Source organism: Escherichia sp. WS1451, assembly GCF_046487365.1.
GTDB classification, from domain to species: Bacteria; Pseudomonadota; Gammaproteobacteria; order Enterobacterales; family Enterobacteriaceae; genus Escherichia; species Escherichia coli.
On record NZ_JBJQJP010000002.1, the window covers coordinates 18,399 to 40,656 of the forward strand.

At 46.9% G+C, this 22,258-nt stretch carries 24 protein-coding genes and 1 pseudogene; 11 read left to right on the forward strand and 14 right to left on the reverse strand.

The features are described 5' to 3' along the window. Positions 1-22 precede the first annotated feature (22 nt). Positions 23-133, forward strand: a pseudogene (locus tag ACJHX7_RS02860) (tail fiber assembly protein); the annotation flags it as partial. A 1,611-nt stretch (positions 134-1,744) separates the two neighbouring features. On the opposite strand, the gene zinT reads toward ACJHX7_RS02860, so the two are convergent. From zinT to hiuH, 4 genes are all read right to left on the reverse strand, one after another. Next, the gene (zinT, locus tag ACJHX7_RS02865; RefSeq protein ID WP_054496455.1) at positions 1,745-2,395 is read right to left on the reverse strand and encodes a metal-binding protein ZinT; all 651 of its coding nucleotides are present in this window, start codon (positions 2,393-2,395) and stop codon (positions 1,745-1,747) included. Positions 2,396-2,651: 256 nt separating this feature from the next. After that, entirely contained in the window at positions 2,652-3,287 is a 636-nt protein-coding gene (gene msrQ / locus ACJHX7_RS02870) for a protein-methionine-sulfoxide reductase heme-binding subunit MsrQ (RefSeq protein WP_094029885.1), read from the reverse strand. Beyond that, a complete protein-coding gene (msrP, locus tag ACJHX7_RS02875) occupies positions 3,288-4,292 on the reverse strand; it encodes a protein-methionine-sulfoxide reductase catalytic subunit MsrP (protein ID WP_094029886.1) in 1,005 nt (334 codons plus the stop codon). Positions 4,293-4,400: 108 nt separating this feature from the next. After that, complete coding sequence (hiuH, locus tag ACJHX7_RS02880) at positions 4,401-4,814, reverse strand: hydroxyisourate hydrolase (RefSeq protein WP_000920132.1); 414 nt, start codon at positions 4,812-4,814, stop codon at positions 4,401-4,403. Positions 4,815-4,946: 132 nt separating this feature from the next. On the opposite strand from hiuH, the gene hprR reads away from it, so the two are divergent. Then, positions 4,947-5,618, forward strand: coding sequence for a response regulator transcription factor HprR (gene hprR / locus ACJHX7_RS02885; RefSeq protein WP_001362894.1), 672 nt, complete (start codon positions 4,947-4,949; stop codon positions 5,616-5,618). Continuing rightward, a complete protein-coding gene (gene hprS / locus ACJHX7_RS02890) occupies positions 5,618-6,976 on the forward strand; it encodes a two-component system sensor histidine kinase HprS (protein WP_094029887.1) in 1,359 nt (452 codons plus the stop codon). The genes hprR and hprS overlap by 1 nt, the downstream gene beginning before the upstream one ends. A gap of 107 nt (positions 6,977-7,083) precedes the next feature. Here the strand turns inward: hprS and hchA are convergent, their stop codons facing one another. Together hchA and ompC are read right to left on the reverse strand one after the other, a co-directional pair. Continuing rightward, positions 7,084-7,935 carry a glyoxalase III HchA gene (hchA, locus tag ACJHX7_RS02895; protein WP_094029888.1) on the reverse strand — a complete coding sequence of 284 codons (852 nt, stop codon included), beginning with the start codon at positions 7,933-7,935 and terminating at the stop codon, positions 7,084-7,086. A gap of 590 nt (positions 7,936-8,525) precedes the next feature. After that, positions 8,526-9,713 carry a porin OmpC gene (gene ompC, locus ACJHX7_RS02900; RefSeq protein ID WP_000824416.1) on the reverse strand — a complete coding sequence of 396 codons (1,188 nt, stop codon included), beginning with the start codon at positions 9,711-9,713 and terminating at the stop codon, positions 8,526-8,528. A gap of 648 nt (positions 9,714-10,361) precedes the next feature. Here ompC and drpB point away from each other — a divergent pair. The 4 genes from drpB (at position 10,362) to vsr (ending at position 13,313) form a co-directional block, all read left to right on the forward strand. Then, entirely contained in the window at positions 10,362-10,643 is a 282-nt protein-coding gene (drpB, locus tag ACJHX7_RS02905) for a cell division protein DrpB (protein ID WP_243040254.1), read from the forward strand. Between the two features lie 38 nt (positions 10,644-10,681). Next, a complete protein-coding gene (locus ACJHX7_RS02910; protein ID WP_094029889.1) occupies positions 10,682-11,377 on the forward strand; it encodes a phosphohydrolase in 696 nt (231 codons plus the stop codon). A gap of 66 nt (positions 11,378-11,443) precedes the next feature. Continuing rightward, complete coding sequence (dcm, locus tag ACJHX7_RS02915) at positions 11,444-12,862, forward strand: DNA-cytosine methyltransferase (RefSeq protein WP_410231523.1); 1,419 nt, start codon at positions 11,444-11,446, stop codon at positions 12,860-12,862. Then, the gene (gene vsr, locus ACJHX7_RS02920; RefSeq protein ID WP_000228678.1) at positions 12,843-13,313 is read left to right on the forward strand and encodes a VSPR family DNA mismatch endonuclease; all 471 of its coding nucleotides are present in this window, start codon (positions 12,843-12,845) and stop codon (positions 13,311-13,313) included. Before dcm ends, vsr begins: the two co-directional genes overlap by 20 nt. On the opposite strand, the gene yedA is transcribed toward vsr, so the two are convergent. Then, the gene (yedA, locus tag ACJHX7_RS02925; RefSeq protein ID WP_001212219.1) at positions 13,302-14,222 is read right to left on the reverse strand and encodes a drug/metabolite exporter YedA; all 921 of its coding nucleotides are present in this window, start codon (positions 14,220-14,222) and stop codon (positions 13,302-13,304) included. The two genes, vsr and yedA, sit on opposite strands and share 12 nt — an antisense overlap. Before the next feature lie 172 nt (positions 14,223-14,394). Between yedA and ACJHX7_RS02930 the strand changes: the two genes are divergently transcribed. The 3 genes from ACJHX7_RS02930 to dgcQ all read left to right on the forward strand — a co-directional run bounded on the left by ACJHX7_RS02930 (position 14,395) and on the right by dgcQ (position 17,438). Then, on the forward strand, positions 14,395-15,312 hold the full coding sequence (locus tag ACJHX7_RS02930) for a DUF808 domain-containing protein (RefSeq protein ID WP_000922683.1): 918 nt from the start codon (positions 14,395-14,397) through the stop codon (positions 15,310-15,312). 78 nt (positions 15,313-15,390) lie between these two features. Further along, a complete protein-coding gene (locus tag ACJHX7_RS02935; RefSeq protein ID WP_000009307.1) occupies positions 15,391-15,573 on the forward strand; it encodes a YodC family protein in 183 nt (60 codons plus the stop codon). A gap of 170 nt (positions 15,574-15,743) precedes the next feature. Further along, a complete protein-coding gene (gene dgcQ / locus ACJHX7_RS02940; protein ID WP_094029891.1) occupies positions 15,744-17,438 on the forward strand; it encodes a cellulose biosynthesis regulator diguanylate cyclase DgcQ in 1,695 nt (564 codons plus the stop codon). On the opposite strand, the gene ACJHX7_RS02945 is transcribed toward dgcQ, so the two are convergent. Together ACJHX7_RS02945 and yodD are read right to left on the reverse strand one after the other, a co-directional pair. Next, positions 17,435-18,250, reverse strand: a complete 816-nt coding sequence (locus tag ACJHX7_RS02945; RefSeq protein ID WP_001602776.1) for a mannosyl-3-phosphoglycerate phosphatase-related protein — start codon at positions 18,248-18,250, stop codon at positions 17,435-17,437. The two genes, dgcQ and ACJHX7_RS02945, sit on opposite strands and share 4 nt — an antisense overlap. 297 nt (positions 18,251-18,547) lie before the next feature. After that, positions 18,548-18,775 carry a peroxide/acid resistance protein YodD gene (yodD, locus tag ACJHX7_RS02950; RefSeq protein ID WP_000844800.1) on the reverse strand — a complete coding sequence of 76 codons (228 nt, stop codon included), beginning with the start codon at positions 18,773-18,775 and terminating at the stop codon, positions 18,548-18,550. Between the two features lie 162 nt (positions 18,776-18,937). On the opposite strand from yodD, the gene dsrB reads away from it, so the two are divergent. Next, complete coding sequence (dsrB, locus tag ACJHX7_RS02955; protein ID WP_000867217.1) at positions 18,938-19,126, forward strand: protein DsrB; 189 nt, start codon at positions 18,938-18,940, stop codon at positions 19,124-19,126. Positions 19,127-19,169: 43 nt separating this feature from the next. Here dsrB and rcsA read toward each other — a convergent pair whose 3' ends face one another. From rcsA to fliO, 5 genes are all read right to left on the reverse strand, one after another. Further along, on the reverse strand, positions 19,170-19,793 hold the full coding sequence (gene rcsA, locus ACJHX7_RS02960) for a transcriptional regulator RcsA (protein WP_000104001.1): 624 nt from the start codon (positions 19,791-19,793) through the stop codon (positions 19,170-19,172). Between the two features lie 289 nt (positions 19,794-20,082). Beyond that, on the reverse strand, positions 20,083-20,868 hold the full coding sequence (fliR, locus tag ACJHX7_RS02965; protein ID WP_000983972.1) for a flagellar biosynthetic protein FliR: 786 nt from the start codon (positions 20,866-20,868) through the stop codon (positions 20,083-20,085). Positions 20,869-20,876: 8 nt separating this feature from the next. Beyond that, positions 20,877-21,146, reverse strand: a complete 270-nt coding sequence (gene fliQ / locus ACJHX7_RS02970) for a flagellar biosynthesis protein FliQ (RefSeq protein WP_000187358.1) — start codon at positions 21,144-21,146, stop codon at positions 20,877-20,879. 9 nt (positions 21,147-21,155) lie between these two features. After that, a complete protein-coding gene (fliP, locus tag ACJHX7_RS02975) occupies positions 21,156-21,893 on the reverse strand; it encodes a flagellar type III secretion system pore protein FliP (RefSeq protein WP_001253450.1) in 738 nt (245 codons plus the stop codon). Beyond that, positions 21,893-22,258 carry a flagellar biosynthetic protein FliO gene (fliO, locus tag ACJHX7_RS02980; RefSeq protein WP_001302429.1) on the reverse strand — a complete coding sequence of 122 codons (366 nt, stop codon included), beginning with the start codon at positions 22,256-22,258 and terminating at the stop codon, positions 21,893-21,895. Before fliO ends, fliP begins: the two co-directional genes overlap by 1 nt.

The window sequence follows — 22,258 nt, forward strand, 5'->3', positions numbered from 1 at the left end:
TTCCTGGTACGTTCAGACTGTTGTTGAGCTGGAAATCGCAACGGAGGAAGAAACTTCGTTGCTGGAAGTCTGGAAAAAGTATTGGGTGTTGCTGAACCGTGTTAATACATCAGTAGTACCGGATATTGAATAGCCAGTAGCACCTATAGGGTAAATTCGTAATGATTACCTAAATACGTTATTCTTTTGTTCAAAAAGTGATTTTGCTATAGGTAGGGAGTATGTTCTTGGATTAAGAATAAAAAATCGCCATGAAAGAGCTTCATGGCGAGTACATAAACGTACAAAATGTGATGAAAGTAGAGTGGCGTAAGCCACTATATTAAGATATGACAATAGCGAACAAAAGTAAATAACATTTTATGGACGTTTAATTGTTAATTATAAAAACTAGAGTGCCCGATATTGTTTATCTTGCTTTAAAATAATGTACTCAAACCAAATTTTTGAGCTAAAAGCTCAAATAATATAAATGCAATGATAATGTTTAATAAGACAATTAGCTTGCTTTGTATTTTCATTTCGGAATACTGTTAAGTAACTTTGATGACCCTAACAATAGATCGGAATTTTCTTAGAGTCAATGGTCACTGTTTTTGTTTGCAAAGCAAATGTTTTGGTGGTTATAAGTTGTCTTAATATAGTCACGCATGCAACTTGTTCCATGCGGAGATTAAAGATTGGAATATAACGCGAAGATGGAATTAAATTACATTTGCAATAATCAATTTATTATTACTCAATAATTACCGATATTATTATTGTAAATTAATCATTAGAGTGCAAAAAGAAATGTAACGGCAAAATAAGAGGACGATAGCTGAGAAAAAAGCGTGCTTTCCCAATCTGGGGCAAATCACGTCTGAATGACACCTGAAAACAGGTAGTAGCCTCAAGAAGGCTTGGAATATTCTTCTTTAATGTTATGTAATTCATTGATTTTTCGTGTACGATTTTAAGACATTTATTCCAAGAAAAATTTTTAACTCTTTGATTTTTCGACTCTGTATCATCGGTCTCGAAAACCGGAGTAGGGGCAACTCTACCGGGGGTTCAAATCCCCCTCTCTCCGCCACTTTATCAATGACTTATCTCCCGACTTCCCGCCTTGCTTTTCCTAAACAGAACAATCGTAGAATATTCTTGAAGGGGTAGATCGTCACTGTTTTCTGTTCGATACTGTGACATTCAGCACTTGATTCGCTATGGATCTGACAGGAAGGTTTCGAGCGAAAATCTGCAATTATTCAGTCGTTTTCTTATCGGTCACCATTATTCTTTTAGACATTGATCCTACAAAGCTGCCGCAAAGTTGGTGGTGGGAACTGAAGTTGCGTAGAGAAGGGGTCAATAATTGAGCAAAAAAAGGAACGCGGCCGTCAGATTAAAGCCGCGGGACAAAGTCCATAATTTCCAAGAGTTGTTGAATTTCCCAGCTTTTTTGAAAGCCCTTGTATCATACTAACAAGTAAAAAAGGTTTAAATACCAAAATTAACCTATATTTCTGGTTAGCTTTACCATGACAGATGACTTGCTCCTGGAGACATTGGCGCTGCCAGTCTGTATTGGTGAGTTGTGTATTTATTGTTCGCCGTTTTCTCGGTTTTTTTCTACAGACATAATAAAAAAGACACGTCTCAAGCATGAGCGTGTCTGAGTTTGTTTTATTTATTTGTCTTGGTAAATTATTGTCGTTACTACCAGGCACTGTTCTGTTAAATAATTGAAGTCAGCGCAAAAAAATCAATGAGACATCATTTCCTCGACCACTTCTTCGCTACTCAACTGATAGGGATAATACGTTGGCCAGTTTTCCATTTCATTTAATAAAGATTGCTGTGAATCATTACCCATAAAAATGTGAAAATGAGATGATTTTCGTGGTGCAATTATATGATCGCTAAATTGAATATATTTAGGGGCTTTGCTTTCAGGATCTTTACATTCGAATAAGTAACGAACGCCTTTCTTGCCTGATTTATAGGTGAGTATTTTGTATCCATCGTAATCATATTTACAGGATGTTGTTGAATTATTTCTATGGAATTCAACAATGCCGTCCTCAATGCCAATCATCTCGATATCTGTCGCATAACCTTTGTGATAATAATCTTTAATTTCAGCAAATGTTTTAGTTTTATCTGCATCCGCTTTCTTCTGAAAGACGGGGTCAAGTTTGCCACTTTGCAGTAAAGGATAAACGGATTGCCAGACTCCATCCCAGTCACTGAGCGTTCGATTTTGTACATTGGCATCATCAAAAACACCATTAGCAGCTTTTTGTTCGATCTCTGTTAAAGGTTTGCCGTGTGAGTGATGACCATGCGAAAAGGCAGGAGCGCTAACAATAAAGACGCCTAAAGCAACAGCCAGTTTATGAAGACGAATCGCCAAAACAGTTTCCTCCAGAGTTATTGTATATTACGTGTAATGTTATATTGTAACACATGGCGAAATGCAATAACTCTTAGGAAACGAGAGCATAGTTTTCTCAGGTGTATTTTCCTATCTTATTGAAATAAAATAAATTATGTCGATGATTTGAGGTTGATGACAAACGAAACATAACTTGATGCGATCTGTGTGGGCCGGATAGGGCGCTCACGCCGCATCCGGCAGGGATAACGCGTACTTTGTTGGCAATATGAAGTTATAGAGATAATTTGTTGTGAACCTGCTTGCGTAACCGGTTGAAAAGGGAAAGCAACTTCTTATACCGTAAGGCTAAAAGCAGTACAGCCAGCCCAGCGTAGATGAGTGGCTGCGGTGAAATAATCTTCACTGACCACAGATAATGTATTGGGGCCAGGATCGCGACAAGATAGACGAAGTTATGCAACTGTTGCCAGTGTTTGCCGAGTTTTCGCTGCATCGCCTGGGTTGAAGTGAACGCTAACGCAAGCAAAATTACCCAGCTGATAATACCTAACGTTAAATAAGGCCGGGTAATTAACTCCTTACCTAATAACGCCAGATTATTCACGCCCAGCTCCAGCAATGCGTAACTGGTTAAATGCAGTGTCGCCCAGGCAAAGCACCATAATCCTAACAGGCGGCGAGTGCGTATCAATAACGGCTGTTTTGCGTAGCGTGCAAGAGGTGTGATTAACAAGGTCGCCAGCAAAAATTTCAGTGCAGTGCGACCAGTAAAATGCTGAATATCTTTCACCGGATCGGCACCCAGTCCACCGTGATTGATCGCCCAGGCCAGCCAGAGAAACGGCAACAATCCGGCAAGATGCAGGCTAACTTTCAGCCATGTCACCTGTTTTGCTGTCAGACGCATTCAGAAATTCTCCCGCAAATCCAGGCCACGATACAGCGATGCCACCTGGTCGGCGTAACCATTAAACAGTAGTGTTGGCTGGCGCTGAACATCGAGAATGCCGCCTGAACCAATAAATCGTTCGGTAGCCTGTGACCAGCGCGGGTGATCAACATGCGGATTAACGTTGGCGTAAAAACCGTATTCGTCAGGCGCTGCCAGATTCCAGGTGGTTGGCGGACGCTCGCGGGTCAGCTTAATACTGACGATCGATTTAATCCCTTTAAAGCCATATTTCCACGGCACAATCAGTCGCACCGGCGCGCCATTTTGCGGTGGTAACGCCTTGCCATAAACACCTACGGTCATCAGTGTGAGCGGATGCATTGCTTCGTCGAGACGCAATCCTTCGACATAAGGATATTTCAGCCCGCCGCCGATAAAGCGGTCCTGCTGGCCTGGCATCTGTTCCGGCGCATAAATCGTTTCGAAAGCGACATACTTCGCATTGCTGGTGGGTTCGGCAAGCGCCAGCAATTTGTGTAGCGGAAAACCAATCCACGGCACCACCATCGACCACGCTTCCACGCAGCGCATACGATAAATACGCTCTTCCAGCGGGAAGCGACGGGTTAAATCATCGTGATCGAGGGTCAATGGTTTTGCCACTTCGCCGCTGATTTTCAGTGTCCATGGATCGGTTTTCAGGCTACCAGCATTAGCGGCGGGATCGGCTTTATCCAGCCCGAATTCATAGAAGTTGTTATAACCGGAAACTTTATCTGCTGGCGTCAGTGGCAGGTTATTTTGCCAGGTGGCAGGCTTGCTGAACTCCAGCGGTTTTCCGGCGGGGGCGGGCGGACGATCGTTCCCTTTAAACCAGCTAAGCAGATCGGCATGCGCAGCGTGAGGCAAAGAAAATGCAGCTGCGCTGATGCCCAGTGCTTTTAACACCTGCCGACGCTTCATAAAGAATACCGACTCGGCCGTAACATCTGATTCTTTTAAAAATTGATTCTTTTTCATAAGCCATCACACTTTTTTGTCGTTAGCCAGCAAGAGCCGTTTACTGTTAATCTGTCAGGGAGTGTCCTCCCTAACAGTAGCAGAGATCTGCTTTTACATATTTATGCATTAACTGCCACGATAGGTTGAATACCCATATTGGCTGAGTAACAAAGGCACATGATAATGCTCGTTCACTTTATTAATATGAAATTCAACGGGGATCTCAGGGAAGAAACTTTCAAGATTTTGTTTCTTGAAATAGTCCCCGGTTTTAAATACGACACGGTAATCGCCAGTAGTCGCAGTTTGCTCGGGCCACAGTGCCTTAATTCGTCCATCCTTATCTGTTTTGGCGGTATTAAGTTGTAACCAGCCGTTATCCGCTTTCTTTTCAAGAGTGACTGTCACGTCGGCAGCGGGTTTTCCTGTTTGCTGGTTCAAAATATGCACGCTAAGAATGTTTTGTTGTGCAGCATAGACCAAAGAAGGTAATGAAAATGCAGCCGTTACTACGGAGAGTACTAAATAACGCTTTAACATGTTTATATCCTTGTCATGTGAATGAGTTTTGAGGATAGCGAAAAAACGTCCAGGGTAACCTTACAGCAGCATTACAATTTTGTAATGAACCAGGCTGTTTCTATAACATATGATTTATGGCATATTATTTTCATGAAGATTCTACTTATTGAAGATAATCAAAGGACCCAGGAATGGGTAACGCAGGGGCTTTCCGAAGCGGGTTATGTCATTGATGCCGTTTCAGATGGCAGAGATGGGCTTTATCTTGCGCTGAAGGATGATTATGCATTGATCATTCTGGATATTATGCTTCCGGGTATGGATGGCTGGCAGATCTTACAAACGTTAAGAACAGCAAAGCAAACCCCTGTTATTTGCCTTACTGCAAGGGATTCTGTCGATGACAGAGTCAGAGGGCTGGACAGTGGAGCAAATGATTATCTGGTAAAACCTTTTTCATTTTCTGAGTTGCTGGCAAGGGTTCGGGCACAATTAAGGCAACATCACGCTCTGAATTCATCATTAGAAATCAGCGGCTTAAGAATGGACTCTGTTAGTCAAAGTGTGAGCAGGGACAATATCAGTATTACACTGACGCGCAAGGAGTTTCAGTTACTTTGGCTACTGGCCTCCAGAGCTGGCGAGATTATCCCCAGAACGGTTATTGCGAGTGAAATTTGGGGAATCAACTTTGATAGTGATACCAATACGGTGGACGTCGCCATTCGCAGGCTCCGCGCAAAAGTTGATGATCCTTTTCCTGAAAAGCTAATCGCCACAATCCGGGGGATGGGCTATTCATTCGTAGCGGTAAAAAAATAATGAAAAGATTATCTATAACCGTCCGTTTAACCTTGCTTTTTATATTGCTGCTGTCTGTTGCTGGCGCTGGAATTGTCTGGACTCTCTATAATGGCCTGGCAAGTGAGTTGAAATGGCGCGATGATACAACACTCATTAACCGGACAGCGCAGATCAAGCAGTTGTTAATTGATGGGGTAAATCCAGATACGTTACCTGTGTACTTTAACCGGATGATGGATGTTAGTCAGGATATCTTGCTCATTCATGGTGATGGCATCAATAAAATTGTTAACCGGACAAATGTCAGTGATGGCATGTTAAATAACATACCTGCTAGTGAGACAATCAGCGCAGCTGGCATTTACAGAAGCATTATTAATGACACAGAGATAGATGCTTTACGAATTAATATTGATGAAGTTTCGCCATCATTAACGGTTACTGTGGCTAAATTGGCTTCAGCCAGACATAACATGCTTGAACAGTATAAAATTAATAGCATTATAATTTGCATTGTTGCCATTATACTGTGCTCAGTATTAAGTCCGTTGTTAATCAGAACGGGGTTACGAGAGATCAAAAAGTTGAGTGGTGTAACGGAAGCGCTGAATTATAACGATAACCGGGAGCCTGTTGAGGTTAGCGCATTACCGAGAGAACTAAAACCTCTTGGGCAGGCGTTGAATAAAATGCATCATGCTTTAGTCAAAGATTTTGAGCGTCTAAGTCAGTTTGCTGACGATCTCGCTCATGAACTTAGAACACCAATTAATGCATTACTGGGTCAGAATCAGGTTACGCTCAGTCAAACCAGAAGTATCGCTGAATATCAAAAAACAATTGCCGGAAACATTGAAGAGCTGGAAAATATTTCGCGGTTAACAGAGAACATACTGTTTCTTGCCAGGGCAGATAAAAATAATGTTTTGGTGAAACTGGACTCGCTTTCTCTCAATAAGGAAGTCGAAAATTTGTTGGACTATCTTGAATACCTTTCAGACGAGAAAGAGATTTGCTTTAAGGTCGAGTGCAATCAGCAAATCTTTGCGGATAAAATTTTACTACAACGAATGTTATCGAATCTTATTGTTAACGCTATTCGATATTCGCCAGAAAAATCGCGTATTCAGATAACCAGTTTTCTTGATACCAACGGTTCTCTTAATATTGATATCGCCAGTCCTGGAACGAAAATTCATGAGCCTGAAAAACTCTTCCGTAGATTTTGGCGGGGAGATAATTCGCGTCATTCCGTAGGTCAGGGACTTGGTCTTTCTTTAGTCAAAGCGATTGCCGAATTGCATGGGGGAAGTGCTACTTATCACTATCTCAATAAGCATAATGTGTTCCGGATTACGTTACCGCAAAGAAATTAACATAGGGCTTCAGTACGCCATAAATTAACCATGAAAAAACGCAGCCTCGTCGTGAGTATTAACGTGGCTGCGATTGATTATGCGCTTACATTACAATGTAACAGGGATTAACTCGAGTAAGCGGCCAGCATTTCCTGCGCCGCCAGTTTACCCAACGCATTCGCTGCGAAAGGACTGTCGCCGGTGAGAAGTTTACGGTCCTTATGTACTCGCCCGGTGATGTCGTCATTAATGATGTTCATGCCCATTTTCTTCAGTTCTTCGCCGAAGTACCAGGTGAGATGACCCGGCATATAGCCTATCTCTGGCGTTTGTTTGTCTGCGGCGTCCGGGAATGCGCAAATGGAATAACCATTCAGTGGGTTATCGCCGTGGCGAAGCGCCAGAAAAGCCGCCGGGCCGTGGCAAAGGGAGATAACAAAACGGTCATTTTCAATAGCCCACTGCAGAGCGGCGGCTACGTCTTCACTTTCTGGCAAACCGATGAGTGCACCATGACCACCGGGAACAAAGATCGCTGCATATTCGCTGTCTGCGTTCAGGCTGGCGACAACATCCGCTAATTTCTTCGGATTGCGGAACAACGATTTATGCTGCTCAAAGAATGGCATTACTTTTTCATCTTTGTGCGGCATAGCCCAGTATTCAAACTTGGTCATCAGACCGGAAATGGTCGCCACTTCGAATTCGAAACCTGCAGCATGGAGATGATACAACGGCAGCAACGTTTCAATCGGATGATTGCCCGTTGAGAAGAGTTTGCCGTTATCAGTCGGCAAATAGCGTTCATCAGCGGCGATCACCAGAATTTTATGTTTACCGCGATACGGTTTTGGATAGTCCACGCCATCAAGATCAGAGACGGGACTCGTATATTGGCTAAGCGAATATTCTGAAGGGAAGAATGCATTATCTTCAGCAATATCGACCTGTGGATTTTTACTTTTTTGAACAGTCATAGTGTATTCCTTATTGTTGCTTAGTTAGGGTAGTCACTATATTTGCGACTGAGCTGGCCGCTATTTTTAACCAGGCTGGAAAATTGAGTCAATATATCGAAAGCGGTAGTCGGCGGGCGTAAGTATGTAATGATGATGCTGCACTGGTGTTGAATATTATTCACGCCAAATTTTCCTTATTGAGCAACGCCGTCGCAATTGGCCTCAATGATTTTAGACCATTATCAGAGGTACGGGCGGCAGGGAGAGATTTAGTTATGTGGAATATTATGGTGCTGATGAATATTTATATCCCGGATTGGCAGAGAAAAAGCTTTTTTCATGCACTATTTTTGCAAATATTTCTATATGGACGGCGGTTTTGTTGCGGATTAATTCATAAAGAAATGCATTTGGGTGTTGGCTGGAAGAGACGCTGGTAGATTTTATTGAGCCAGGAAGGGCGGGGTAATGTGCTGTATCGATATGCTTTGGCAATTGCGTGTGCCACAGATGGAGATGAAATGCCAATAAAAAAGCCTGAGTTCGATGAGGGACGAACTCAGGCTATTGTTAAGTTTTACAGTAACACGCCGCGGCGCGTTGGCTGATTAGAACTGGTAGACTAAGCCCACAGCTACGATATCATCGGTAGCGATGCCGTTTTCTTTGTAGAAGTCGTCGTCGTTGTCCAGCAGGTTGATTTTGTAATCAACATAGGTGGACATATTTTTGTTGAAGTAGTAGGTAGCGCCAATATCAACGTATTTAACCAGACTTTTGTTGGCGTAATGATGATTACCCTTGCTATCGTAGTTATCACTACTTACACCGCCTAAATCCTTACCTTTAGATTGCAGGTAAGCGATGGACGGGCGCAGACCAAAGTCGAACTGGTACTGTGCAACAACTTCAAAGTTCTGAGTTTTGTTAGCAATAGCATCAGCATCACCGTAACCAGTCATGTTACGAGTTTCAGCATACATGGTTGCTAAGTAAACGTTATTAGCGTCGTATTTAGCACCAACGGTCCATGCTTCAGCCGTTTCACCGCCAGCAGTTGCATCGAAGCGGTCGCCATAACGAGTATTATGGGTACCTTTATGAACCTGGTTATCGGTACGGTCTGAGTTAGAATAAGCTGCACCCAGACTTAAACCGAAGTCAAAGTCGTAGGAAGTGGACATACCGAAGCCGTCGCCATTTTCTTTGGTAATGCCACGTCCTTTACCATTACCAGAACCTTCCTGGCCGAATGGACCACTGCTTTCATTGTTACCCTGATATTGCAGAGCGAAGTTCAGACCATCAACCTGACCAAAGAAACCATTGTTACGATAGGTAGCAACGTTGTTAGCACGACCATTCATGAAATTGTCGGCGCCAGCGTAGGTATCACCACCAAATTCTGGCAGCATATCGGTCCAGGCTTCAACGTCATAAACGACACCGTAGTTACGACCATAGTCGAAGGTACCGTTTTGACCAAAACCTAAACCCGCAAATGCGAGACGAGTAGCAGTATTGCCCTTATCACTTTCAGGGCCGTTTGCACCAATGTTGAATTCCCACTGACCGTAACCCGTAAACTGGTCAGCGATTTGGGTTTCGCCTTTGAAACCAATACGAGCATATGACATGTCGCCATCGCTACTAGAATCATCAGAGAAGTAGTGCAGACCATCTACTTTTCCGTACAAATCCAGTTTATTACCATCTTTATTATAGACTTCAGCCGCATTTGCTGCGCCAGCAACTAATAACGCCGGGACCAGCATTGCCAGAACTTTTCTTTTCATTATGTATTCCCTTGTGATTATAATCTTCATGAATATATCAATAAGTGCTGTTATCCAAAAAAAGCACATTTGGATACTATTCTATGAAGTTCATTTTATTTTAAAGATTACATGTAACAAGTGTATTTAAAAGATTTCAAAATGTTTCCAATCTATTTGATATAATTCAGAATTATGAATTCTAAATATAAATATTCATGAAAATTATAAATGTATATCAATATGTTATGAGTTGAGCGGAAACATGGGGGGTATCAATGATTGTTGCGCTAAACGGCTGGCGTGATCTCGCGCACATTAATGAAGGCATAAAAAAAGCCGGCATCATGCCGGCCCAAAAAATATAAACAAGACGATAAAAGGCTAATAACGGAAGCATCATGACACAGAATAATAAAAAGGTATAATTGTAATCAGTGCTAATATATTGATTAAATGAATTAATAAAGCCGATATCAAAGATAAATAAAATCGCTCAAAACGATTTTTCCTGTATTCACTGCCGTTGCGCAAAATTTATCTATTTGTTCAAAAAATGATTGAGTCTTGACTGGCTCATCCAATGTGGAAAAATGTGATTTTTATCACATAATAGTTCTAAGTCTGAATTTTCCGGGTTATCTCAAAATGGAATACGGTTCGACAAAGATGGAAGAGAGACTCTCTCGCAGCCCTGGCGGCAAATTGGCTTTGTGGGCTTTCTATACATGGTGTGGCTATTTCGTCTGGGCAATGGCGCGATACATCTGGGTGATGAGCCGGATCCCCGATGCCCCCGTGTCGGGATTTGAAAGTGATTTAGGATCTACCGCGGGGAAGTGGTTAGGAGCACTGGTCGGATTTCTGTTTATGGCCCTGGTTGGTGCCTTGTTAGGCGGCATTGCATGGTACACCCGACCTCGTCCCGCACGCAGCAGACGCTATGAATAAAAACTGCTAAGGTTGCGACCCTTGGCAACGGAGCGCGTATGGACTTACAACACTGGCAGACACAGTTCGAAAACTGGTTGAAAAACCATCATCAGCACCAGGACGCGGCCCATGACGTGTGTCATTTTCGCCGCGTCTGGGCTACGGCACAGAAGCTGGCGGCAGATGACGATGTCGATATGCTGGTGATTTTAACCGCCTGTTATTTTCACGATATCGTGAGCCTGGCGAAAAATCATCCGCAACGGCAGCGTTCTTCAATCCTGGCGGCAGAAGAGACGCGTCGCCTGCTCCGTGAAGAGTTCGTGCAATTTCCGGCGGAGAAAATCGAGGCCGTTTGTCATGCCATTGCCGCTCACAGTTTCAGCGCGCAAATCGCCCCCTTAACAACGGAAGCTAAAATCGTCCAGGATGCGGATCGGCTGGAAGCCCTGGGGGCGATTGGCCTGGCGCGCGTGTTTGCCGTTTCAGGGGCATTGAGCGTGGCGCTGTTTGATGGTGAAGATCCGTTCGCACAGCATCGCCCGCTTGATGATAAACGCTACGCGCTGGATCATTTCCAGACTAAGTTGCTGAAGCTACCGCAAACCATGCAAACCGCAAGAGGCAAGCAGCTGGCGCAGCACAACGCGCAATTTTTAGTCGAGTTTATGGCGAAGCTCAGTGCCGAACTGGCGGGGGAGAATGAAGGTGTCGATCACAAGGTGATAGATGCGTTTTCACCCGCGGGCTGAGCGCGTGGCCCTAAATGGCTGTAATTATGTTAACCTGTCGGCCATCTCAGATGGCCGGTTAAATCTATGCAGGAAAATATATCAGTAACCGATTCATACAGCACCGGGAATGCCGTTCAGGCAATGCTGGAGAAACTGCTGCAAATTTATGATGTTAAAACGCTGGTGGCGCAGCTTAATGGTGTGGGTGAGAATCACTGGAGCGCGGCAATTTTAAAACGTGCACTGGCGAATGACTCGGCATGGCACCGTTTAAGTGAGAAAGAGTTCGCCCATCTGCAAACGTTGTTACCCAAACCACCGGCACATCATCCGCATTATGCGTTTCGCTTTATCGATCTATTTGCCGGAATTGGCGGCATCCGTCGCGGTTTTGAATCGATTGGCGGACAGTGCGTGTTTACCAGCGAATGGAACAAACATGCGGTACGCACTTATAAAGCCAATCATTATTGCGACCCGGTGACGCATCATTTTAATGAAGATATCCGCGACATCACCCTCAGCCATAAAGAAGGCGTGAGTGATGAGGCGGCGGCGGAACATATTCGTCAACACATTCCTGAACACGATGTATTACTGGCGGGTTTTCCTTGTCAGCCATTTTCGCTGGCTGGCGTATCGAAAAAGAACTCGCTCGGGCGGGCGCACGGTTTTGCCTGCGATACCCAGGGCACGCTGTTCTTTGATGTGGTGCGCATTATCGACGCGCGTCGTCCGGCGATGTTTGTGCTCGAAAACGTCAAAAACCTGAAAAGTCACGACCAGGGTAAAACGTTCCGCATCATCATGCAGACGCTGGACGAACTGGGCTATGACGTGGCTGATGCAGAAGATAAAGGGCCGGACGATCCGAAAATCATCGATGGCAAACATTTCCTGCCGCAGCACCGTGAACGCATCGTGCTGGTGGGTTTTCGTCGCGATCTGAATCTGAAAGCCGATTTTACCCTGCGTGATATCAGCAAATGTTTCCCTGCGCAGCGAGTGACGCTGGCCCAGCTGCTGGACCCGATGGTCGAGGCGAAATATATCCTGACGCCGGTGCTGTGGAAGTACCTCTATCGTTATGCGAAAAAACATCAGGCGCGTGGTAATGGCTTCGGTTATGGAATGGTTTATCCGAACAATCCGCAAAGCGTCACGCGTACGTTGTCTGCGCGTTATTACAAAGATGGCGCGGAAATTTTAATCGATCGCGGCTGGGATATGGCCACGGGTGAAAAAGACTTTGACGATCCGCTGAATCAGCAACATCGTCCACGTCGGTTAACGCCTCGTGAATGCGCGCGCTTAATGGGTTTTGAAGCGCCGGGAGAAGCGAAATTCCGCATTCCGGTTTCGGACACTCAGGCTTATCGCCAGTTTGGTAACTCGGTGGTCGTGCCGGTCTTTGCCGCGGTGGCAAAACTGCTTGAGCCAAAAATCAAACAGGCGGTGGCGTTGCGTCAGCAAGAGGCACAACATGGTCGACGTTCACGATAAGGCCACTCGCAGCAAAAATATGCGCGCGATTGCTACGCGTGATACGGCGATTGAGAAGCGCCTCGCCAGTTTGTTAACCGGGCAGGGCCTGGCGTTTCGCGTTCAGGACGCGGATCTCCCCGGACGCCCGGATTTTGTCGTTGATGAATATCGCTGCGTGATATTTACCCACGGCTGCTTCTGGCATCATCATCACTGCTATCTGTTTAAAGTGCCTGCGACTCGAACCGAGTTCTGGCTGGAGAAGATAGGTAAAAATGTTGAACGCGATCGCCGCGATATCAGTCGCTTGCAGGAACTCGGCTGGCGCGTACTGATTGTCTGGGAGTGTGCGTTACGTGGGCGCGAGAAGCTGACGGATGCGGCGCTTACCGAGCGTCTGGAAGAGTGGATCTGCGGCGAAGGTGCCAGCGCGCAGATCGACACGCAGGGGATTCATTTACTCGCTTGATGCATCCTGAATAACTGGCGCGACAACGGGTTTGGCCGGGAAGAGATATTTTCCCAACGTGACCAGTACCACCGCGAAAACAATTACGCCGAGCGCCAGCCATTCAATCTTCGACAGCGTTTCGCCGCCCAGTCCCGTACCCAGCAAGACCGCGACCACTGGGTTAACGTAGGCGTAGCTGGTGGCGAGAGCCGGACTGACGTTGCGGATTAAATACATATAAGCGTTAATAGCGATAATCGAACCAAACAGCGCCAGATAGCCGACCGCAAAGAAGCCTGAAAGGGAAGGGAGCGCCGTCAGTTTTTCACCCGCAATCATCGACGCAATCATTAACACCACGCCTGCTGCCAGCATCTCAATCGCACCCGCCATCATCCCTACAGGTAAGGTAATGCGCGAGCCATAAACCGAGCCAAACGCCCAGCTAATCGAACCGATTAAAATCAGAATCGCGCCCCACGGATTGCCGCTTAAATTTCCACCGCTATTGAGCATGATGATTCCGGCAAGCCCAATGGCGATACCCACCCATTCCAGTTTGCGCGTTTTAATGCCAAACAGGCGGCTGAAGCACAGGGTAAAGAGGGGCACGGTTGCAACCACAACGGCGGCGATGCCGGAAGGAACATTTTGATGTTCGGCAACCGTCACCATGCCATTACCGACAGCCAGCAATAACAGGCCAATCAGCGCGGCATTGAGCAGCGGACGTAGCGGGGGGAGCTTGTGTCCGCGCAGTAGCAAAAATGCCAGCAATAAAATACCGGCTGCCAGGAATCGAACGCCCGCCATCATTAATGGAGGCCAGCTTTCCACGCCAATCCGAATGACAAAATAGGTTGAGCCCCAAATGATATACAACGCAAACAGCGCGCCAAAAAGCGGTAACAACTGGCGGAAACGCATAATCCCTCACGGTGGAAATAAAAAGGTGGTTCATAGTAAACGTGAAAATCATTCTGCTGGCGAGAGATATAATTGCACTTGATTGTTAAATAAATGTTGACCTGTGAAGCAAGTATCAGAGCTGCCGTTTTTGCTTCATACTTACACCCTTCAACAATAAAAATGAGAGGGAATGCTTTTGGCCGGGAGTAGTTTACTGACGTTGCTCGATGATATCGCCACACTGCTGGACGATATCTCCGTGATGGGCAAACTGGCGGCGAAGAAAACCGCCGGTGTATTAGGGGATGACTTATCGCTCAATGCGCAACAAGTTTCAGGCGTGCGGGCCAACCGGGAACTTCCCGTGGTCTGGGGCGTGGCGAAAGGATCGCTGATCAATAAAGTGATTCTGGTGCCGCTGGCGCTGATCATCAGTGCGTTTATCCCGTGGGCGATTACGCCACTGTTGATGATTGGTGGCGCGTTTCTCTGCTTTGAAGGGGTAGAGAAAGTGCTGCATATGCTGGAGGCGCGTAAACATAAAGAAGATCCGGCGCAGAGTCAGCAGCGTCTGGAGAAGCTGGCGGCGCAGGATCCGCTGAAGTTTGAAAAAGACAAAATAAAAGGGGCGATTCGTACCGATTTTATATTGTCTGCGGAAATCGTCGCCATCACGCTGGGGATTGTGGCAGAGGCACCGTTGCTTAATCAGGTGCTGGTGCTTTCAGGCATCGCGCTGGTAGTGACCGTGGGCGTCTACGGTCTGGTAGGGGTTATCGTTAAGATTGATGACCTGGGGTATTGGCTGGCGGAAAAATCCAGCGCGCTGATGCAGGCATTAGGTAAAGGGTTATTGATTATCGCGCCCTGGCTGATGAAAGCATTATCGATTGTCGGCACGCTGGCGATGTTCCTCGTCGGCGGCGGGATTGTGGTACATGGTATTGCGCCGTTGCATCACGCCATTGAACATTTCGCCGGGCAGCAAAGTGCAGTGGTGGCGATGATATTACCGACTGTTTTAAATCTGATTCTTGGATTTATCATCGGCGGCATCGTGGTGCTGGGAGTGAAAGCCGTAGCGAAAATGCGCGGTCAGGCACATTAATACTCGCACAGGCTATTATGCAAAATTCGCCATCTTCAACTAAGGTGAACAAGTTTCACTCGAAAAAAGGAGGCGAGTATGAGCTTTATGGTTAGTGAGGAAGTTACGGTTAAAGAGGGCGGCCCGCGGATGATTGTCACTGGATACTCCAGCGGTATGGTTGAGTGTCGTTGGTATGACGGTTACGGGGTCAAGCGGGAAGCTTTTCATGAAACCGAGCTTGTTCCGGGGGAGGGGAGTCGTTCTGCGGAAGAAGTTTGAAAGGGTATCATTAACACCAGGCCGGATCACATCCGGCCTGGTGTGCCAATGCCTGCAATGAATGATAGTCGCGTCTTATCATGCCACCATTATAAAATTATCGCTGTTTTGCGGTACGTTATCGCCGGGTTATGCCAGAATCATAAAAAAGCAGGTTGGGAGCCGTCAGGGTGCAGCACGAGACAAAAATGGAAAACCAGAGCTGGTTGAAAAAACTCGCACGCCGCCTGGGGCCTGGTCATGTGGTTAATCTCTGCTTTATCGTGGTATTGCTTTTTTCCACCTTGCTGACCTGGCGCGAAGTGGTAGTGCTGGAAGATGCCTATATCTCCAGCCAGCGTAATCATCTGGAAAACGTAGCCAACGCGCTCGATAAGCATTTGCAGTATAACGTCGACAAACTGATCTTTTTGCGTAATGGCATGCGCGAAGCTCTCGTAGCGCCACTGGATTTCACCTCTCTGCGTAATGCCGTAACCGAGTTCGAACAGCATCGCGACGAGCACGCCTGGCAAATCGAACTCAACCGACGACGCACCCTGCCAGTCAATGGCGTATCGGATGCATTAGTCAGCGAGGGGAATCTCCTGTCTCGCGAAAATGAAAGCCTCGACAATGAAATTACCGCTGCACTGGAAGTTGGTTACTTGCTGCGACTGGCGCACAACTCCTCGTCGATGGTTGAACAGGCGATGTATGTCTCGCGTGCCGGATTTTACGTTTCGACGCAGCCGACCTTGTTTACGCGCAATGTACCAACGCGTTATTACGGCTATGTCACCCAACCCTGGTTTATCGGCCATTCGCAACGAGAAAATCGTCACCGCGCGGTACGCTGGTTCACTTCGCAACCGGAACACGCCAGCAATACTGAACCGCAGGTTACCGTCAGTGTTCCGGTAGACAGTAATAACTACTGGTATGGCGTGCTGGGGATGAGTATTCCCGTGCGTACTATGCAGCAATTTTTAAGAAACGCCATCGATAAAAACCTCGATGGTGAGTATCAGCTCTATGACAATAAGCTGAGATTTTTGACCTCTTCCAATCCTGACCATCCAACAGGGAATATTTTTGATCCTCGTGAACTGGCCTTGCTGGCGCAGGCAATGGAACATGACACGCGGGGCGGCATTCGTATGAACAGTCGTTATGTTAGCTGGGAACGTCTGGACCATTTCGACGGTGTGCTGGTGCGCGTCCATACGCTAAGCGAAGGCGTGCGGGGTGATTTCGGCAGTATCAGCATTGCATTAACCCTGCTGTGGGCGCTCTTTACCACCATGTTACTCATCTCCTGGTATGTGATTCGCCGGATGGTCAGCAACATGTATGTTTTGCAAAGCTCGTTGCAGTGGCAGGCGTGGCACGACACCTTAACCCGCTTATATAACCGTGGCGCACTGTTCGAAAAAGCCCGTCCGCTCGCTAAATTGTGTCAGACGCACCAACATCCTTTTTCTGTCATTCAGGTCGACCTTGACCATTTTAAAGCGATTAATGACCGCTTTGGCCATCAGGCGGGCGACCGTGTTCTTTCCCATGCTGCCGGATTAATTAGCAGTTCCTTGCGTGCGCACGACGTTGCCGGGCGGGTCGGTGGTGAGGAGTTTTGTGTGATTCTGCCTGGCGCGAGTCTGACGGAGGCTGCGGAGGTCGCAGAACGTATTCGCCTGAAGTTAATTGAAAAAGAGATGTTGATCGCCAAGAGTACGACGATACGCATCAGTGCCTCGCTGGGGGTAAGCAGCAGCGAGGAAACCGGTGATTATGATTTTGAACAACTCCAGTCACTGGCCGACCGTCGGCTTTATCTCGCTAAACAGGCCGGGCGCAATCGGGTATGCGCGAGCGATAACGCTTAACGGGCGGAGAAAAAATGGTCCAGCCCTTCACGCCAGCCTTCCGGTCCTTCACGCTGCGTTCGCCAGACGCGGGCCGGATCCTCATCATGCAGATGCACCCCTTCACGGTTTAACCCTTTCACAATCACCGCGTAATCCATTACCTCCAGTAAGGGCGCATCGTTTGGCCCATCGCCCAGGCCAAGTGTGGTTGGGCGTTTGCCTGACAATTGTTGATAGGTCGCGATAATCCAGTTGGCAGCCTGATCTTTTCCGGCAGAGGTATCCAGGACGTGCCAGAAGCGCGCACCCTGCATAAACTGCAAGCCCAGTTCGTTCAGACGAGCGGTAAATTGTGCCATACGCTCGTCACTGTCGCGCCAGATTAGCGTTACCGACGCCTCATGTAGCTGCGTCAGCGCCGCCTGGCTACGGCTTAATCCCGTCCATTCGGCAATGGTTGCATCGTCGACATCATCAAAAGTTGTGAATTTAAAATGTTCTTTCTCGCGTAGCGTATTTAAAACCTGGCTGATTTCGCCATGGCTAATACCTGAGATGATGCGTGGAAAACCGTCTATATCCTGCCATTGCTCAGCAAGCTGGATCACTGCGCCATTTTCGGCAATCAGCGGTAAACCTTGTAGCCCCAACGTTTTTTGCAAGTACAGCATTTCGGCTGATGTCTTACTGCTACAGAGAATGACGGGAACATTCGCTTCGCGTAAACGGCTGAGCCAGGGGGCAGCTGGTTGCCAGTCATAACTATGACTGTCCAGCAGGGTGCCATCAAGATCGCTAAAAACCAGTAGTGGTTGTTGAATTGAAAGCATGGTTGCGCAGTACTCCCCTTACCAGGATGATTCTCAAAACAGCACAAATTATCAAAGATGATTTTTTCGGGAGCGATCCCGTTGACGCCAGAGCCACCAAGGGGTGACGCGCGTCACATTTCTATTCATAAGTAGCGTTAATCATTCATATCACGAATATTTTCTTGTCAGCGAAAAAAATTGCGGATAAGGTGATGAACACATCAGATTTCCTGGTGTAACGAATTTTTTAAGTGCTTCTTGCTTAAGCAAGTTTCATCCCGACCCCCTCAGGGTCGGGATTTTTTTATTGTGCATTCAACGATTCACTTCAGAGACGCTGAAGTCATGAATATCCAGTTCGAAGGCATCCGCCAATTCACGCCATGTATGATATTCACGTCCATCGACGCTAACGTGTTCAGAATCGTTCTGGCTGCGATGAACTTCGCTTTCGCTAATTTCATTGATCGCCGCCAGCAGGGCATCGACATCGACGCTGACCTCACGTTTTGCGGTATCGCTGTACTCTTTTGCGGTTTTCATCATCTTTCCTCGCAACCGTTACTCTGTTGTTGCGGCCAGTCGTTAAGTCCGCCTGGCATCTCTTAAGTATAGACCGTCGAGAAAATCAGCACTCGCGCGCGCCTGGCGCTGCCAGAAAAACGAAATTGTTCTACACTGGCACAAAGCCACAGGAGGAAAACGATGAAGGTGAATGATCGGGTAACAGTCAAAACGGATGGCGGTCCGCGTCGTCCTGGCGTGGTACTGGCAGTTGAGGAGTTTAGTGAAGGCACAATGTACCTGGTTTCGCTGGAAGACTACCCGCTCGGCATCTGGTTCTTTAATGAAGCAGGGCATCAGGACGGTATCTTTGTGGAGAAAGCAGAGTAATCTAATTCAGCCTGACTGGTGGGAAACCACCAGTCAGAATGTGTTAGCGCATGTTGACAAAAATACCATTAGTCACATTATCCGTCAGTCGGACGACATGGTAGATAACCTGTTTATTATGCGTTTTGATCTTACGTTTAATATTACCTTTATGCGATGAAACGGTCTTGGCTTTGATATTCATTTGGTCAGAGATTTGAATGGTTCCCTGACCTGCCATCCACATTCGCAACATACTCGATTCGGTTCGGCTCAATGATAACGTCGGCATATTTAAAAACGAGGTTATCGTTGTCTCTTTTTTCAGAATATCGCCAAGGATATCGTCGAGAGATTCCGGTTTAATCGATTTAGAACTGATCAATAAATTTTTTCTGACCAATAGATATTCATCAAAATGAACATTGGCAATTGCCATAAAAACGATAAATAACGTATTGGGATGTTGATTAATGATGAGCTTGATACGCTGACTGTTAGAAGCATCGTGGATGAAACAGTCCTCATTAATAAACACCACTGAAGGGCGCTGTGAATCACAAGCTATGGCAAGGTCATCAACGGTTTCAATGTCGTTGATTTCTCTTTTTTTAACCCCTCTACTCAACAGATACCCGGTTAAACCTAGTCGGGTGTAACTACATAAATCCATAATAATCGTTGACATGGCATACCCTCACTCAATGCGTAACGATAATTCCCCTTACCTGAATATTTCATCATGACTAAACGGAACAACATGGGTCACCTAATGCGCCACTCTCGCGATTTTTCAGGCGGACTTACTATCCCGTAAAGTGTTGTATAATTTGCCTGGAATTGTCTTAAAGTAAAGTAAATGTTGCGATATGTGAGTGAGCTTAAAACAAATATTTCGCCGCAGGAGTATCCTGGAAGATGTTCGTAGGTATTATTTTTCGGATAATCCTTAGGATAACATGATAAACGTTACGGAATTATATTAATGGCAATTCACTAATAATATCAGCCAGCAAATTAAACATCTCACTGAATAAATGTTCGCAAAAAGGCGCAATTAACGGCATTAATGCCGCCATTAAAGAGATACCGACAGTCAGAGTTAATGGAAATCCAATAACAAAAATGGATAATTGCGGGGCCATACGATTAAGTAAGCCTAATGCCAGATTCAGGGTCAGCAGCAGAGTAATGAGCGGTAATGCCAGCATCAGCCCGTTAAGGAAAATCAAACTCCCTGCTTTGGTGAGTGCCAGAAACGCATTGCTGTTCAACGGTTCGCCACCAATTGGCAGGGTGTGAAAGGTATCGGCCAGCAGTGAAATCAACCATAAATGACCGTTAAATGTCAGGAACAGCAGTAACGCCAGCATATCCATGATACGCGCTAAAACGGGCATATTGAGATGGCTGGCCGGATCGACAAACGTCGCAAATGACAGCCCCATTTGCAGACCGATAATTTCACCAGCGGTTCGCACAGCGGCAAAGGCAAATTGCATGGTAAAACCAAGCGCAATGCCGATCAGGATCTGCTGCACGGCCAGCCACAGAGCAAAGAACGAAAAAACAGGAACATCGTTGGCAGGTAATGATGGGGCAATAGCGAACGTGATCATCATTGCCAGACCCAGTTTTACCCGTTTCGGCACGCTGCGTTCGCTCAGAATTGGTGCGGTAGAAATGAGCGCCAGCACGCGCAGTAACGGCCAGAAGTACAGGCTTAACCAGGAAAGCCATTGATCGCTTGTTACCTGCATCATTGTACGGCCTACCCGATGATATACGGCAGGTTAGTGAACAAGGTGCGGACGTAATCCAGCAACAGATTGAGCATCCACGGTCCGGCAATAATAATGGCGATAAATACGGCGATGATTTTCGGAATAAACGACAGCGTCATTTCGTTAATCTGGGTGGCGGCCTGCAAAATACTGATGATAAGACCCGTGACCAGCGCCACCAGCAACAGTGGGGCAGCCAGTGCCAGCGCGACTTTCATCGCTTCAGTCCCCATCATCATGACCGATTCAGGTGTCATTTTGCCTCTCTAGCTGTAAAAGCTCTGCGCCAGCGAACCGACCAGCAATTGCCAGCCATCCACCAGTACAAACAGCATCAGTTTAAAGGGCAGAGCAATGGTGGCTGGGGGAACCATCATCATCCCCAATGCCATCAACACGCTGGCAATCACCAGGTCGATAATCAAAAAAGGAATGAAAATCGTGAAGCCTATCTGAAATGCGGTTTTCAACTCGCTGGTCACGTAGGCCGGGAGCAAAATGCGCATCGGCACAGCTTCAGGTCCCTGCAACGGGCCGGTATTCGCCAGTCTGGCAAACAACCCTAAATCCGCCTCGCGGGTCTGACGCAGCATAAACTCACGCAGCGGCTGCGCCCCTTTTTCCAGCGCCTCCTGCATTGATATTTTCTCTTCGCTGAATGGCTGGTACGCATCGACATAAATTTTATCGATCACCGGCGACATAATAAAAAAGGTCAAAAACAGCGCCAGTCCCAGCAATACCTGGTTAGGTGGCGCGGAGGGTGTTCCCAACGCGTTACGCAATAAACCAAAAACAATGATGATGCGGGTGAAACTGGTCATCATCAGTAAAATTGCCGGAATAAACGTCAACGAGGTGATGAACACCAGCGTCTGCACCGGGAGCGACCAGCTTTGTCCACCGCCAGGCAGCGGCTGGCTGGTGATACCCGGTAGTTGCGCGAAGGCGAGGGGCGTAACCAGCCAGAGAAGGACAGGTGCGACAGACAACAAACGACGCATCAGGATCTCCCGCTACGCTTAAGCAAGTTTTTCATGACCGACTGAAAATCGGTCTGCGGTATCTCTTCCGTTGGTGCTGAAGGGGGAAGTTTATGCAGCAGATTGATTTGCCCTGCGGTAACGCCGAGCACCAGCCGTGCATCTTCCACATCGACCACCACAACCCGTTCACGCGCGCCCAGCGAAGCACTGGCGCTAATTTTCAGACCGTTAACGCCAGTGCGTTTCGGGGCAAATCCCAGCCGTTTTACCAGCCAGGCAGCAGCGAGGATCAGGGCAATAATGGCGATGAGTGCGCCGCTCACCTGCAGCAGTGGCGCAGCAGAAACCGGCGCGGAAGATTGCACAGTAGCGTGGTTATTCAT

Excerpts from the sequence above, each read along its gene's own strand:
- ompC (WP_000824416.1), bottom strand. The coding sequence starts at position 9,713 with ATGAAAAGAAAAGTTCTGGCAATGCTGGTCCCGGCGTTATTAGTTGCT.
- msrP (WP_094029886.1), bottom strand. The coding sequence starts at position 4,292 with ATGAAAAAGAATCAATTTTTAAAAGAATCAGATGTTACGGCCGAGTCG.
- dsrB (WP_000867217.1), top strand. The coding sequence starts at position 18,938 with ATGAAGGTGAATGATCGGGTAACAGTCAAAACGGATGGCGGTCCGCGT.
- hprS (WP_094029887.1), top strand. The coding sequence starts at position 5,618 with ATGAAAAGATTATCTATAACCGTCCGTTTAACCTTGCTTTTTATATTG.
- ACJHX7_RS02945 (WP_001602776.1), bottom strand. The coding sequence starts at position 18,250 with ATGCTTTCAATTCAACAACCACTACTGGTTTTTAGCGATCTTGATGGC.
- fliO (WP_001302429.1), bottom strand. The coding sequence starts at position 22,258 with ATGAATAACCACGCTACTGTGCAATCTTCCGCGCCGGTTTCTGCTGCG.
- msrQ (WP_094029885.1), bottom strand. The coding sequence starts at position 3,287 with ATGCGTCTGACAGCAAAACAGGTGACATGGCTGAAAGTTAGCCTGCAT.
- drpB (WP_243040254.1), top strand. The coding sequence starts at position 10,362 with ATGGAAGAGAGACTCTCTCGCAGCCCTGGCGGCAAATTGGCTTTGTGG.
- rcsA (WP_000104001.1), bottom strand. The coding sequence starts at position 19,793 with ATGTCAACGATTATTATGGATTTATGTAGTTACACCCGACTAGGTTTA.
- fliR (WP_000983972.1), bottom strand. The coding sequence starts at position 20,868 with ATGATGCAGGTAACAAGCGATCAATGGCTTTCCTGGTTAAGCCTGTAC.
- fliP (WP_001253450.1), bottom strand. The coding sequence starts at position 21,893 with ATGCGTCGTTTGTTGTCTGTCGCACCTGTCCTTCTCTGGCTGGTTACG.
- fliQ (WP_000187358.1), bottom strand. The coding sequence starts at position 21,146 with ATGACACCTGAATCGGTCATGATGATGGGGACTGAAGCGATGAAAGTC.
- hiuH (WP_000920132.1), bottom strand. The coding sequence starts at position 4,814 with ATGTTAAAGCGTTATTTAGTACTCTCCGTAGTAACGGCTGCATTTTCA.
- ACJHX7_RS02910 (WP_094029889.1), top strand. The coding sequence starts at position 10,682 with ATGGACTTACAACACTGGCAGACACAGTTCGAAAACTGGTTGAAAAAC.
- dcm (WP_410231523.1), top strand. The coding sequence starts at position 11,444 with ATGCAGGAAAATATATCAGTAACCGATTCATACAGCACCGGGAATGCC.
- yodD (WP_000844800.1), bottom strand. The coding sequence starts at position 18,775 with ATGAAAACCGCAAAAGAGTACAGCGATACCGCAAAACGTGAGGTCAGC.
- ACJHX7_RS02935 (WP_000009307.1), top strand. The coding sequence starts at position 15,391 with ATGAGCTTTATGGTTAGTGAGGAAGTTACGGTTAAAGAGGGCGGCCCG.
- yedA (WP_001212219.1), bottom strand. The coding sequence starts at position 14,222 with ATGCGTTTCCGCCAGTTGTTACCGCTTTTTGGCGCGCTGTTTGCGTTG.
- ACJHX7_RS02930 (WP_000922683.1), top strand. The coding sequence starts at position 14,395 with ATGCTTTTGGCCGGGAGTAGTTTACTGACGTTGCTCGATGATATCGCC.
- hprR (WP_001362894.1), top strand. The coding sequence starts at position 4,947 with ATGAAGATTCTACTTATTGAAGATAATCAAAGGACCCAGGAATGGGTA.
- vsr (WP_000228678.1), top strand. The coding sequence starts at position 12,843 with ATGGTCGACGTTCACGATAAGGCCACTCGCAGCAAAAATATGCGCGCG.
- hchA (WP_094029888.1), bottom strand. The coding sequence starts at position 7,935 with ATGACTGTTCAAAAAAGTAAAAATCCACAGGTCGATATTGCTGAAGAT.